This is a genomic window from Clostridium drakei (assembly GCF_000633595.2).
Lineage (GTDB): Bacteria > Bacillota > Clostridia > Clostridiales > Clostridiaceae > Clostridium_AM > Clostridium_AM drakei.
Window position 1 is genome coordinate 65,574 of sequence record NZ_JIBU02000012.1, and the last position, 12,041, is coordinate 77,614.

14 protein-coding genes are annotated in these 12,041 nt (G+C 28.9%); 9 read left to right on the forward strand and 5 right to left on the reverse strand.

Annotated features, from left to right (window positions below; genetic code table 11):
• Nucleotides 1–325 precede the first annotated feature (325 nt).
• Genes EG57_RS25140 through EG57_RS0206020 form a run of 3 tightly spaced genes read right to left on the reverse strand, consistent with a single transcriptional unit; the run spans nt 326 to nt 2,486 of the window.
• On the reverse strand, nt 326–979 hold the full coding sequence (locus tag EG57_RS25140) for an alpha/beta fold hydrolase (RefSeq protein ID WP_341350105.1): 654 nt from the start codon (nt 977–979) through the stop codon (nt 326–328).
• Nucleotides 980–1,027: 48 nt separating this feature from the next.
• Nucleotides 1,028–1,288, reverse strand: a complete 261-nt coding sequence (locus EG57_RS0206015; RefSeq protein ID WP_032076367.1) for a DUF1294 domain-containing protein — start codon at nt 1,286–1,288, stop codon at nt 1,028–1,030.
• 58 nt (nt 1,289–1,346) lie between these two features.
• Nucleotides 1,347–2,486: a hypothetical protein gene (locus EG57_RS0206020; protein WP_032076368.1), complete on the reverse strand. Its 1,140-nt coding sequence runs from the start codon at nt 2,484–2,486 to the stop codon at nt 1,347–1,349.
• Nucleotides 2,487–2,708: 222 nt separating this feature from the next.
• On the opposite strand from EG57_RS0206020, the gene EG57_RS0206025 reads away from it, so the two are divergent.
• From EG57_RS0206025 to EG57_RS0206060, 8 genes are all read left to right on the forward strand, one after another.
• Nucleotides 2,709–3,536, forward strand: a complete 828-nt coding sequence (locus EG57_RS0206025; RefSeq protein ID WP_032076369.1) for an alpha/beta hydrolase — start codon at nt 2,709–2,711, stop codon at nt 3,534–3,536.
• Nucleotides 3,537–3,631: 95 nt separating this feature from the next.
• Nucleotides 3,632–4,579 (forward strand): glycoside hydrolase family 73 protein, encoded by a 948-nt coding sequence (locus EG57_RS0206030; RefSeq protein ID WP_032076370.1) that lies wholly within the window; start codon nt 3,632–3,634, stop codon nt 4,577–4,579.
• A gap of 305 nt (nt 4,580–4,884) precedes the next feature.
• Nucleotides 4,885–5,307: a cytochrome b5 domain-containing protein gene (locus tag EG57_RS0206035; RefSeq protein WP_032076371.1), complete on the forward strand. Its 423-nt coding sequence runs from the start codon at nt 4,885–4,887 to the stop codon at nt 5,305–5,307.
• Between the two features lie 52 nt (nt 5,308–5,359).
• Nucleotides 5,360–6,184: a hydrogenase small subunit gene (locus EG57_RS0206040; protein WP_242859821.1), complete on the forward strand. Its 825-nt coding sequence runs from the start codon at nt 5,360–5,362 to the stop codon at nt 6,182–6,184.
• Nucleotides 6,185–6,201: 17 nt separating this feature from the next.
• On the forward strand, nt 6,202–7,602 hold the full coding sequence (locus tag EG57_RS0206045; RefSeq protein WP_032076373.1) for a nickel-dependent hydrogenase large subunit: 1,401 nt from the start codon (nt 6,202–6,204) through the stop codon (nt 7,600–7,602).
• 42 nt (nt 7,603–7,644) lie between these two features.
• Nucleotides 7,645–7,995, forward strand: coding sequence for a hydrogenase maturation nickel metallochaperone HypA/HybF (locus tag EG57_RS0206050; RefSeq protein WP_084572172.1), 351 nt, complete (start codon nt 7,645–7,647; stop codon nt 7,993–7,995).
• Between the two features lie 3 nt (nt 7,996–7,998).
• Nucleotides 7,999–8,661, forward strand: a complete 663-nt coding sequence (gene hypB, locus EG57_RS0206055; protein WP_032076375.1) for a hydrogenase nickel incorporation protein HypB — start codon at nt 7,999–8,001, stop codon at nt 8,659–8,661.
• Nucleotides 8,658–9,098 (forward strand): hydrogenase maturation protease, encoded by a 441-nt coding sequence (locus EG57_RS0206060; protein ID WP_032076376.1) that lies wholly within the window; start codon nt 8,658–8,660, stop codon nt 9,096–9,098. Before hypB ends, EG57_RS0206060 begins: the two co-directional genes overlap by 4 nt.
• A 110-nt stretch (nt 9,099–9,208) precedes the next feature.
• Here the strand turns inward: EG57_RS0206060 and EG57_RS26640 are convergent, their stop codons facing one another.
• Together EG57_RS26640 and EG57_RS0206070 are read right to left on the reverse strand one after the other, a co-directional pair.
• Nucleotides 9,209–9,853, reverse strand: a complete 645-nt coding sequence (locus EG57_RS26640) for a hypothetical protein (protein ID WP_152563672.1) — start codon at nt 9,851–9,853, stop codon at nt 9,209–9,211.
• A 178-nt stretch (nt 9,854–10,031) separates the two neighbouring features.
• Nucleotides 10,032–10,238 carry a hypothetical protein gene (locus tag EG57_RS0206070; protein WP_029159257.1) on the reverse strand — a complete coding sequence of 69 codons (207 nt, stop codon included), beginning with the start codon at nt 10,236–10,238 and terminating at the stop codon, nt 10,032–10,034.
• 776 nt (nt 10,239–11,014) lie between these two features.
• Here EG57_RS0206070 and aroF point away from each other — a divergent pair.
• A complete protein-coding gene (gene aroF / locus EG57_RS0206075; protein ID WP_032076377.1) occupies nt 11,015–12,028 on the forward strand; it encodes a 3-deoxy-7-phosphoheptulonate synthase in 1,014 nt (337 codons plus the stop codon).
• Nucleotides 12,029–12,041: the final 13 nt, after the last annotated feature.

Sequence of the window (12,041 nt, forward strand, 5' to 3'; positions counted from 1 at the left end):
CATAAAAGTTAAAATTCAAACTAGTAACTTCAAGTGTACACATATAATTACATTGTTATAAGTAGTTTTAGTAAGTCAAAATTATATTTATAATCGCAACTTATAATGTTTAAAAATTAAGGCGTAGCCTGCTGCTAGGCTAATATTTCATTTAAAAGCAAGTTACTTCGCTTACATACGCTTAAGTCGCATTATTTTTATAAATTCTATATTTTACTTGATAACATCTAAGCTAAAAAAAGAATTTGCTATATTAGCAAAAGAAACAGCGTTTGAAATCATAGCAGGATGAAATCCAGTATCAAATAAATGCATTTTTCCGTTTTTAACTTTTAAGATTATATTCTGAATACTTTTTTTCAAAATGCTTTTCTAACATTTCATCTTTTTTACTTCCAGTGAGTAATATTTCGGTTTTTAGACTTGTTAGTGGTTTTCTAAATAAATTAGTATTTTTATTGGCAAACTCACAAAAAGCATTTGTATCATTATCAATAACTTGTTCCCAATCGTTGCCGTTACATAAAGAATAAAAGTGTCTTGCTTCATCAATTTGTTTTGATAATTCACGTTGTTCTCTAAGTTGATTACAAAAATCTGATTCTAAAGTTTCACCATTAAAGCTATCAGCAATTACTTTCATAACTAGGTCAGGTCTTTCAAGACATACATTTAGTGCAGTCCATGCACCACCACTTGTACCTATAATATTTACTTTTTTATAGCGTAAATGTTCTATAAGTTGTATCACCTGCATTGATTCATCAAACCATAAGTTTATAGGAAATTTGTTTAAGTGTTGAGAACGTCCATATCCTAAAAAATCTATTAAAACCAACTTATATTTATCTTTATACAAATTAAGGATAGCTTCAAACATTTTTGAAGAAGCAGTATTTCCATGCAGCAAAAACAGGGGAGTACCTATTCCTACTTCTTCATAATAAATATTTTTGTTGTTGTACTTAAAATATGACATGCCAATTATCACCTCTCTTAATATTTGAAAATAAAAATACTAAGTACCTTAACTAAAGTACTTAGCAAATATAAATATTTGAATAATAAGTATTACTGGTATTCCAATTGTAAATCTTTTATGCTTGGTTTTATGTCTAAATAAATACATGCCTATAAGTATACCAGGACTTCCAAGGAGAAGTGATGTGACAAAGAGAGTTTTTTCAGGTATTCTCCATTTGCCTTTTTGAGATTTACTTTTATCAGAATGCATTAAAAATATTCCATATAAGTTTATAACTAAGATATAACATAAAAAAACTTTCATTCTTCATATTTATATACTTTTTAAAGTATAATTCCTTTTGGAATCCTCCTGTTCGTAATTACTTGCATTTTTCACTTAAATCTTTAAATATAGCTTCTACACCTTTACCCCAATTTTTATCTTCAGCATAGCTTTTACCAACCCATAAAAATGGATCTGAATCTTTAGGCATATCTTTAGATAAATTGATAACAGTTCTTGCAGCTATTTTTGAAGCATCTTTTATATCTGTATTATACTCCTGCCAGCTGTGAAAAACGTTAAAAGGGTTATTGGCAATTTTAGAAGCAAACTTTGTATCTTCAGGCACAAAGCTTTGTTCTTGTCCAGTTATTGAAAAGAGCACTAGAGGATTTAAATTAAATTCTTTTGCAACAGACATAATAGTAGAAAAATAAGGCTCCTTCACAAGTAAAGATTTATGTAGAGTTAAAAATTTTTTTAATTTTACTTCATCTATATCTTTATATTTCATGTAATCTGGAAGATGGGCATTTGAAAATTTACAATTAGTATTTTGCAGTAAACCTTGAGAAACACTTTTTTCCTTGAAAGAATAAAACTTAAAATTACTTTTAGAGCTCATACTATAAGCAACTTTACTTATAGGATAAAACATAATAAGGAATATTATAACGATAAAAGTAATAATAGTTTTATTACTAAATTTCAATGTTCCTAAATATTTTAAATAAGTATTTAAAAATTTATAATTAGGAGCATTATTTTCAACATTAATGTTACTATCAGTCATATTAACTATAAGTTTATTATCATCAGTATTTTTAACTTTCTTTTTATGGTTAACCTCTTCTTTAATACCTAAATATGACTTCAAATCTTCATCTTTAATTGGATTATCTATATTTAAGTTAATCCAGTTTGTTAATAAGCTTGTACAATTAGTTTTTAATTTATTTTCCATCAAACAGCAATCGAAAACATCATACATAGTAATTGAGGTCTTATTTTTGGCAAAGGTATTTTTTAGTATATTTACTTTTATAGAAGATTTATATTCATTTGGTATTCCTTCCAATTTTGTGTATAGTATATGATGAATGGTGTTTGAAAGCATACTAGCTCTTTCTTTAGTTTGATTTTTAGCATACTTTTTATCAATATAATTTTTAAAAGTTTGAATATCATTTCTATTTATAACTTTTTTTGCTCTTAATTCATCTGTAAATTTATCCATAATTTTCACAACCTGTAAAAAATATTATACCGTATTATAATTTTATCGTAGTTTTAAAAAAAAACTTTATATTTATTACTATTATATAGTAATTTGTTGAAAAAGTAATACTTAGATACAATAAGTATACTATAAAACATAAAAATGTCATATTGAAAAAATAGTAAATTTTGAAGGAAAGTGAAATCTTTTGTAGAATAGGTTATTACGGAGGTGGGATGTATGTTTAACAAGCTACAAGGTGAATTTAATGCGTTTGATGGTACTAAACTATTTTATAGTAAGGACATAGTAGATTCTGCAAAGGCAGTAGTTGTAATAGTTCATGGCCTTTGTGAGCATTTAGAAAGATATAATTATTTTACAAAGAAACTAAATGATTTTGGTTATACAGTTTATAGATTTGATAATAGAGGTCATGGGAAATCTGGAGGAGAAAGAGGCTACATAGAAAATTTTCAGGATTTTTTTAAGGATGCAGATAAAGTGGTGGATATGGCTTTAGAAGAAAATAAAGGATTGCCTGTATTTATGTTTGGGCATAGCATGGGAGGATTTATTACAGCAGGTTATGGAATGAAATATAAAAATAAATTAAAGGGCCAAATATTATCAGGGCCTGCAATCACGGAACCTCATGCTTTTAAAGACTTAAAAAAGGATAATTATTTTGAAAAACATCCAAGAGAAAAATCGCCTAACGCTTTATCGAAATTTATTTGTAGAGATGAGAATGTAGTTAAAGATTATGATAATGATCCTCTTGTACTTAAAGAAACAAACATAAAACTTTTAGGAGAAGCATTTATAAAAGGCTCTAAATGGATTAGTGAAAATATTAAAAACTATGAGTATCCATGCCTTATACTTCATGGAGAAATGGATAGAATAGTTAAAAATGAGGCTTCTAAATGGATGTTCAATAATATAAACTCTGATGATAAATCTATGAAGATATATCCAAAATGCTATCATGAGATATTAAGTGAAAAAGAGGAAAAAGATGATATTATAGAGGATATACATAGGTGGATTGAAGAGAGAATTTAAAGAATTTTTGTAAACAATTTAATTTAACTGGTGCAAAATATTCTCATTATGTAGTATACTAATATGGATTTGAATTTAAAGACAGGAGAGGCTTAATGGGAAAAAAAATAAATAATTTACTTAAAATAATTGTTGTACTAGTTTTCTTTTGTGGAATTTTTAGTATAGCAAAATATTATATATATAAACATGAGCATATAAATACAAAAAATATTAATATGAATCTTTATATTGATACTACAGATAGTGTAAGTAAAGATAAACTTCAAGTAAATTGGAAACAACTTGCTGCTATTGATGGAGTTAGGTACAAAAATGATTTTTCAAAGGTAAGTGGAGAAAATATAACGAAACTGGCAAGTATGTTTTTAGTGAAAAACACATCAGTGCATAATGTTGGAAATAGTAAATATAAACTTTTAAGTTTAGATGAAGTTTTGGACAAGCTATCTTTAAAAAAGAGTGAAAAGGAAAAAGTATATAGATATTTAAAAGATTTAGATTCTGTAGCATTAAATAGAAAGTTAAAAGATGATCCTTCTTATAAAAAGTTTATAGATGAATTGACTCCAGAAGCGATTGACATATATAATAGGTATGGTATTTTACCTTCTGTAACTATATCACAAGCAATATTAGAATCAGGATGGGGAAAATCAGAACTTGCTTCCAAATCTAATAATTTATTTGGCATAAAAGCGGATAGTAGTTGGAAGGGAAAAAGCGTAATTATGAAAACTTCTGAGTATTATGATAAAATTATAAAAGATTCCTTTAGAGTTTATGCTAGTAAAAGTGAGTCACTAAAGGATTATGGTGATTTTCTTTATAAAAATAAGAGATATAAGGACAAAGGTGTTTTATCAGCATTAAATTATAGAGATCAAGCAGAAGCTATAGAAAAAGCTGGATATAGTACTGTACAAGATAAAAAAGGTAATGAAATTTATGCAGATTTAGTTATAAAAATAATAAAAGAGAACAATCTTCAACTTATAGATAATAAGGTTCAACTAGAAAAAAGCCAAGCATTATCTAAGTGATTAAATAGTTGAAATTTGTCTATAATTAAAAATACAAAAATATTTAGTGCCACAGCAGGGATACACAAGGTGGCAGCAAAATAGGCACTTGAATTTCAAGTGCCTATTTAAATTTAATATATTCTTGAAATATCATATCTAGGTAACATCTCTAAGTACATGTATTTATGAACATATTCTTAAAATTTCCTCCACTAGAAAATTTAAATGAGCACAGTCATTTGATAAATTATTGTAGAATTTTCAGTAATAAATTTAGGGTTTTAAAATATATTTACATTGAAGATTATAAAAGGGGGAAATTTATGGACAAACGAACTTCTCAAGAACTTAAAAATATGCTTCAAGAAATAAATTATTATAGGAAATTGATTAATGATTCTATATGCCCTTATGAAAAAATATATTTGATAAATACAATAGCTTATAAGACAACAGAAATTTTAGATGATATAAATATGAATGAAAATATGGAAAGAGAAATGCCAATTCAATCATCAAAGGAATTTACTATTGAAGAATTGGCTGAATATGATGGCTCCATGGGAAAACCTGCCTATGTAGCAGTAAATGGTATAGTTTATGATTTAAGTTACATCAGTGTTTGGGGAGGAGGAACTCATTTTGGACTATATGCGGGTAGAGATCTTTCAAAGGAGTTTAAAAGCTGCCATGGTAATAAAGTTGAAATGTTAAAAAATCTTCCAGTTGTAGGCAAAATTAAGTAAATGCTTTAATTTATAAGAGAAATATATAATGGGGGGATAAATTTTGCCTTTAATGAAACTTGTATATGAGGCTATAGATAAAATCAATAGAGGAATAGTCAAAAAACCTAATTTTATTTGGCTTGAATGTACTGGATGTGAGGGGAATATAATTTCTTTTCTCAATGCAGATAAACCAGATTTTAAATATTTTCTTAATCAAATGGTAAATTTAAAATACAGCAATAGTTTAATGCAGCCTGATGGAGAAAGAGCTTATGAAAATTTTCTAGAAACTTTGAATACAGATTTTATACTTGGAGTAGAAGGAGCCATTACAAAAAAAGATAATGGCTTTTATACATTAATGGCGTATTATAACGGAAAACAAATATCTGCAGCAGAAGGAGTTAGCTTGGCAGCAGCAAAGACAAAAAAAATAATAGCTATAGGTACTTGTGCTTCCTTTGGAGGAATATCTGCTGCAAAACCCAATCCTACTGGTTGTATGAGTTTAAGTGAATTTTTAAATAGGAAGATTATAAATATTCCTGGGTGTCCAGCAAATCCTTTATGGGTTATAGGAACTATTGCCAGTCTAATTTTATATGGTGAGATAGATGTTGATGACAAAGGTAGGCCATTAATGTTTTATAGAGAAACTAATCACACTGATTGTGAAAGACGTTCATATTTTGATAATAATATATTTGCAAAAAAACTTGGAGAACATGAATGTATGTTTAAACTTGGATGTAGAGGACCTATAACAAAAGCTTATTGCCCTTTAGGAAAGTGGAATTCAAGAATGAATTGGCCTGTAGAAAATAATACTCCTTGTATAGGTTGTGCTAGTGAATATTTTCCAGATGGCACAGAGCCTTTTATAAGGTATTAAGGAAGGGGAAATTTATTATGGATACAAGGATAACTATAGAACCAATAACTAGAATTAGTGGACCTTTAAGTATGGAGGTTGAAATTGAAAAGAATAAAATAGTAAATGCTAAAAGCAGTGGAGTATTGTTTAGAGGTTTTGAAAGTATGTTAAAGGGAAGGCCTCCATTAGATGCTGTGTATTTTACTGAAAGGATATGTGGCATATGTTCAACTGCACATGGAGTGGTTGCAAGCTTAGCTCTAGAAGATGCTTTAAAGGTAAAACCAGATAAAAATGGAGTAAGAATAAGAGATTTTGCCCATGGAGCTGACTTTATTCAAAATATTATAAGACAGATTTGTATTTTTGTATTTCCTGATTATGCTAAGATAAAGGAAGTTCCGGGAAGTATAGATTATGATTTTAGACTTCCTGATAAGTTAACACAAAAAATCAGTGAGGACTATTTAAAAGCATTAGAATATAGCCGTTTTGCTCATGAAATGGTAGCTATTATTGGAGGAAAAGCTCCTCATAATCATGGTGTATTTGTAGGAGGAACTACTGCAAATTTGGATGCTTCTAAAATAATAAGACTTAAATATTTGCTGCAGCAAATTCACGAATTTATATGTTCAGATATGATTGAGGATATAAACATTATATCAGCATATTATCCAGAATATTTTAATATGGGAGCAGGAACGAAGAACCTTTTGACATTTGGTTTATTTAATGATTTACCTGAAAAGGAATTAGTTTATGTTTACCCTTCTGTATATATCGATGATAAAAAAAGCAGCTTAGATGTAGATGCTATAAAAGAAGGTGTAGAATATTCTTGGTATAAAAATACAAAATCCAATACAGTGCCATCTGAGAAACCTTCAGAATTAGATATAAAAAAACCTGGAGCTTATACTTTTATAAAAGCACCTAGATATAGAGGAAAAGTTGTTCAAGTAGGTCCTTTGGCGCGTATGATTTTAGGTGGCTACTACAAATACAATGTATCAACTATGGATAGGTTAATTGCTAGAGTACTTGAAGGTAAAATATTATCAGAAAAAATGCTTGAACTTTTAGATTTTATAAGGCCAATACCAGCAGTTCAAAATCAGTATATAATTCCTGAAAGTGCAGAAGGAAAAGGACTTTATGATGCAGTAAGAGGAGCACTTGGACATTGGATAAAAATAGAAAATGGAGTTATAAAAAATTATGATATAATCACCCCAACAGTGTGGAATCTTTCACCTAAAGATAGTGTGTCACAGCATGGGGCTATTGAAGAATCACTTATAGGTACTGAAATTCAAAATGTAAAAAATCCGGTGGAAATAGGAAGAATAATTCGCTCTTTTGATCCTTGTGTATCTTGTGCAACTCATGTGACTACAGATTGTTGTAAAGACTATAATATTGAAATTGTATAAATTAATTTAGGCATTTTTAGAATGCAATATACATTTAGGGAGATGGTAAAATTGCATGAGATTTCCATAATGGAAAGCACTATAGATATTGTACTTAAAAAGGCTGAGGAATGTAATTTTAAGATTATAAGAAAAGTTACATTAAAAATTGGAGAGTTGTCAGGAGTAATGGATGAAGCTTTAAATTTTGCATTTAGTGAACTTAAAAATTATTCCATTTTGAAGGATGCAGAGCTTTGTATAGATAAAATAAAAGCAAGAGCTTATTGTAAAAATTGTGATATAAACTATGACATAGATCATTTTAATAAGCTTTGTCCTATTTGTGGAGGCTTCTCTTCAAAGATTATAACTGGATATGAATTATATTTATATTCTATAGAAGGAGAATAAAATATGAGTGAAATTAAAGTTATTGTAAATATGCTTCATACTAATGAAGAAATTGCTTTAGAAAATAAAAAGATTTTTGATGATGAAAATATATTTGTAATAAATTTGATGAGTGCGCCAGGTTCAGGTAAAACATCTATACTTGAAAAGTTAATTTGCAGTATTAAAAAGCATTTAAATATTGCAGTAATAGAAGGTGATATATACACTACTAAGGATGCAGATAGGATAGAAGCTAAAGGGATTCCAGTGGTACAAATAAATACTTCAGGAGCTTGCCATTTAGATGCAGATATGATAAGAGAAGCAGTGCTTAATTTAGATTTGAGAAATTTAGATATGATTATAATAGAAAATGTGGGGAATTTAGTGTGTCCTGCAGAATTTGAAGTAGGAGAAGACATGAAAGCATGTGTGCTCAGTATAACAGAAGGAAATGACAAACCATTAAAATACCCACTTATGTTTGAAAAAAGTGAAGTATTGATTTTAAATAAAATAGATCTAATTGATTTTACTAATTTTAGCAAGGAAGAATTTTATAAGGATATTAACACAGTGAATTCTAAAATTAAAGTTTTTGAAACTTCCTGTACTAATAATAAAGGGATAGATGAATTATCCAATTGGATTTTAGAAAAAGCCAATGAAAAAATATCAATATGAAAAAAATAGTGATAGGTGTAGGTAATAAACTTATGCTAGATGATGGAGTAGCTATTTTTCTACTTGAAAATATAAAAAGTGTTTTAGAGGATAATGATATAGAAGTAATAATTGGAGAAACGGATGTGGATTTCTGCCTTTCTAAGTTAAATAATGTCGATGAATTTTATATTGCAGATTCATATTTTTCTGATAAGGTTCCTGGCGATTTAACATTCAAGAAAATTAAGGATATAAAAAAAATAAGAAAGCAGTGTGCTGCACATTCTTTAGGGTTAATGGATTTAATTGATATATATGGAATAGAAGTGAAAGGATATTTTATAGGAATAGAAATAGGAAGAATAGATATGAATATAGGATTGAGTAATGACTTACAAGTAGAATTTAAAGATATATGCAGTAAAGTATTGAATTTTATTTTAAATGTGACGTGAATTCAATTAATAATCTGAAACTATAGATATTTTATTTGAAAAAGGGTATTAATGGAACATTTGAATAAATTTCAAACGTTCCATTAACAGAATTTGAATGAATGTCTAGTTTACAAAGGTAAATAGTCTCTATGATGAGGATATTTAGGATAATAAGGGTAATAAGGGTAATATGGATAATATGGGTATTTAGGATATTTAGGATATTTGTAGTAAGGATAAAATCTATCCTCATCCATATCCATATCAATATCATCATCTTCGCTGCGCATTCCAGCTCCACAAGAACAATTTGCTTGAGCACCAGCACCTTGGAATGGGAATCCTTGTGAATAAGGGAATCCTGCCCCAGCTCCACAAGAACAGTTTGCTTGAGCTCCTGCTGTAGGGAATCCAAATCCACCACCCAGCCAAGGTGAGTTCATCCAAGGTGATAACATCCAAGGTGAGTACATCCAAGGGAAAAATGGCATACAACAGCAATCGCGTCTACGGCGATGGTGACGGCTTTGATCCATGTCAATATCATCATCTTCACCACGCATTCCAGCGCCACAAGAACAACTTGCTTGAGCACCGGCACCTTGGAATCCACCACCGAACCAAGGAGAGCCACCACCGAACCAAGGAGAGCCACAGCCACCACCAAACCAAGGAGAGCCACCACCAAACCAAGGAGAGCAACCGCCCATCCAAGGGAAAAATGGCATACAGCAACAATCACGTCTGTGATGATGATGACGACTTTGATCCATATCAATGTCAATATCAGTATTAGTATTTTCGCTATCATTTTGATAGTACATGTACATACCTCCGTAAAATCTATCTTCACTATATATAGTATTAAGAAAGTAAAAAATAGTTACAACTTTTTAAAAAAAATAAGACTTTGCAAATTAAATGCAAAGTCTTATTTGTTATAGTATTATTTTATCTTTTGAAAAAATAATATAATGCTATAATTATCATTAAAATAAATAAAGGTCCAGCAAAAATTATTTTAAATATTAGTGCTAAAATTGAAATTACTATACCTATAGCAAAAATAAAAGCAAATATAGGTAGTGCTACTGCAGCAATTACTGAACCCAAAAGAATGAATACTACAGCAGATAAAAGTATTGTTAAGATTATCATAAAAATAAACCTCCTAATTGATATATTTATATTTTTTAAATTATACGCATAAAAGAGTAATTTGCAATGTGTTATGGAGTATATTATACCATATAATGAAAAAAGTACAAAGCTCAATTGTTATTAAAATTTTTCAATTTAAAGCAAATTACAACATGTACAAAAAAATAGTTAGCATCGCGTATAAAAGCTGGTTCTTGCTTTAATATAGTAGTTGTTATGCTTTAGTAAATAGAATATAAAATATTGAATTAAGTATCTATGAAAAATCATAATATTAAAAAAGATAAAATTATTTATTGACATCATAAAAATATATGTTATAATTACAACTAATATCAAGTTAATTTTAACATAAACCAATAAAAATTGTTTTGGAGGGAAAAATCATGAAAAATATCATTGGAAAGGGAATAAGCGGAAAATATTATTTTTATTTTAGCTGGGGCTACTTTTATTTTAGCGCTGGTTACTTTTTCTGCAAAAAAATATATATTCTTTTTTTCAATGAGTTTAATAGATTGAAATTTAATTGGTGTAAAGAAATGCTATGCGTATAGCACTATACATTTAATTTGTTTAGTAAGGCTCATTAGAGCCTTACTTTTTTTTATCTATAATGAGGTAAAGTGCTGAATTATACCATATATTTTATGAAAAAAATAGCAATTTAATCTAAAATTTATAAAAATAATTTTAAGCCGGCAAATAAATTATTTAATATATAAAAGCAATATACAAAATAATATTTTTAAAATTTTAAGGAGGTTTATTTTATGGTAGTAATTATGAGATGTGGTGCAACAAGAGAGGAAATAGAAAGAATAAAAGAGAGAATAGAGATGGAGGGCTGTAAGGTGAATTTAATACAAGGAGAAAATCAATGTATATTAGGAATTGTTGGAGATACTACAAAGCTTGATCCTGATAAAATTCAAGCTAATGAATGTGTAGAAAGAGTTACTAAAGTACAACAGCCTTTTAAATTAGCAAATAGATTATTTCATCCAAGTAATTCAGAAATAAAAGTTAATGATCAAGTAATAGGTGGAGATAAGATAGCTATTATGGCAGGACCTTGTTCTGTAGAAAGTGAAGAGCAGATCTTAGAAATTGCAAAAACGGTAAAGGAAAGTGGAGCTGGATTTTTAAGAGGAGGAGCTTTCAAACCTAGAACCTCACCATACAGTTTTCAAGGACTTAAGCAAGAAGGATTAGAACTTCTTAAGCTTGCAAGAAAAGAAACAGGACTTCCTATAGTAACAGAGATAATGTCTGCTGATATGATAGATACATTTGTTGAAGATGTAGATGTTATTCAAGTGGGTGCAAGAAACATGCAAAACTTTGATTTATTAAAACAACTCGGAAAAACAAGAAAACCAATTCTTTTAAAAAGAGGCTTATCTGCAACCATTGAGGAATTAATCATGTCTGCTGAGTATATAATGGCAGGTGGAAATGAAAATGTAATATTGTGTGAAAGAGGTATAAGAACCTTTGAAACATATACAAGAAACACTTTAGATTTAAGTGCTATACCTGCAATAAAAAGATTAAGTCACTTACCTATCATAGTTGATCCAAGCCATTCAGCAGGAATGTGGTGGATGGTAGAACCCTTAGCAAAAGCGGCTCTAGCAGTAGGAGCAGATGGACTTATCATTGAAGTACACAATGATCCAGCTAATGCAAAGTGTGATGGACAACAATCTATAAAACCAGAGAGATTTAAAGAACTTATGAAGGAATTATCACAAATAGCTAAAATAGAGAAAAAGGCAATCTAAAATTTGGGGGTGG

Bases quoted from the DNA above. Each gene is read 5' to 3' on its own strand.
- EG57_RS25140 (WP_341350105.1), bottom strand. From the start codon at position 979: ATGTCATATTTTAAGTACAACAACAAAAATATTTATTATGAAGAAGTA.
- EG57_RS0206015 (WP_032076367.1), bottom strand. From the start codon at position 1,288: ATGAAAGTTTTTTTATGTTATATCTTAGTTATAAACTTATATGGAATA.
- EG57_RS0206020 (WP_032076368.1), bottom strand. From the start codon at position 2,486: ATGGATAAATTTACAGATGAATTAAGAGCAAAAAAAGTTATAAATAGA.
- EG57_RS0206025 (WP_032076369.1), top strand. From the start codon at position 2,709: ATGTTTAACAAGCTACAAGGTGAATTTAATGCGTTTGATGGTACTAAA.
- EG57_RS0206030 (WP_032076370.1), top strand. From the start codon at position 3,632: ATGGGAAAAAAAATAAATAATTTACTTAAAATAATTGTTGTACTAGTT.
- EG57_RS0206035 (WP_032076371.1), top strand. From the start codon at position 4,885: ATGGACAAACGAACTTCTCAAGAACTTAAAAATATGCTTCAAGAAATA.
- EG57_RS0206040 (WP_242859821.1), top strand. From the start codon at position 5,360: ATGAAACTTGTATATGAGGCTATAGATAAAATCAATAGAGGAATAGTC.
- EG57_RS0206045 (WP_032076373.1), top strand. From the start codon at position 6,202: ATGGATACAAGGATAACTATAGAACCAATAACTAGAATTAGTGGACCT.
- EG57_RS0206050 (WP_084572172.1), top strand. From the start codon at position 7,645: ATGGTAAAATTGCATGAGATTTCCATAATGGAAAGCACTATAGATATT.
- hypB (WP_032076375.1), top strand. From the start codon at position 7,999: ATGAGTGAAATTAAAGTTATTGTAAATATGCTTCATACTAATGAAGAA.
- EG57_RS0206060 (WP_032076376.1), top strand. From the start codon at position 8,658: ATGAAAAAAATAGTGATAGGTGTAGGTAATAAACTTATGCTAGATGAT.
- EG57_RS26640 (WP_152563672.1), bottom strand. From the start codon at position 9,853: ATGGATCAAAGTCGTCATCATCATCACAGACGTGATTGTTGCTGTATG.
- EG57_RS0206070 (WP_029159257.1), bottom strand. From the start codon at position 10,238: ATGATAATCTTAACAATACTTTTATCTGCTGTAGTATTCATTCTTTTG.
- aroF (WP_032076377.1), top strand. From the start codon at position 11,015: ATGGTAGTAATTATGAGATGTGGTGCAACAAGAGAGGAAATAGAAAGA.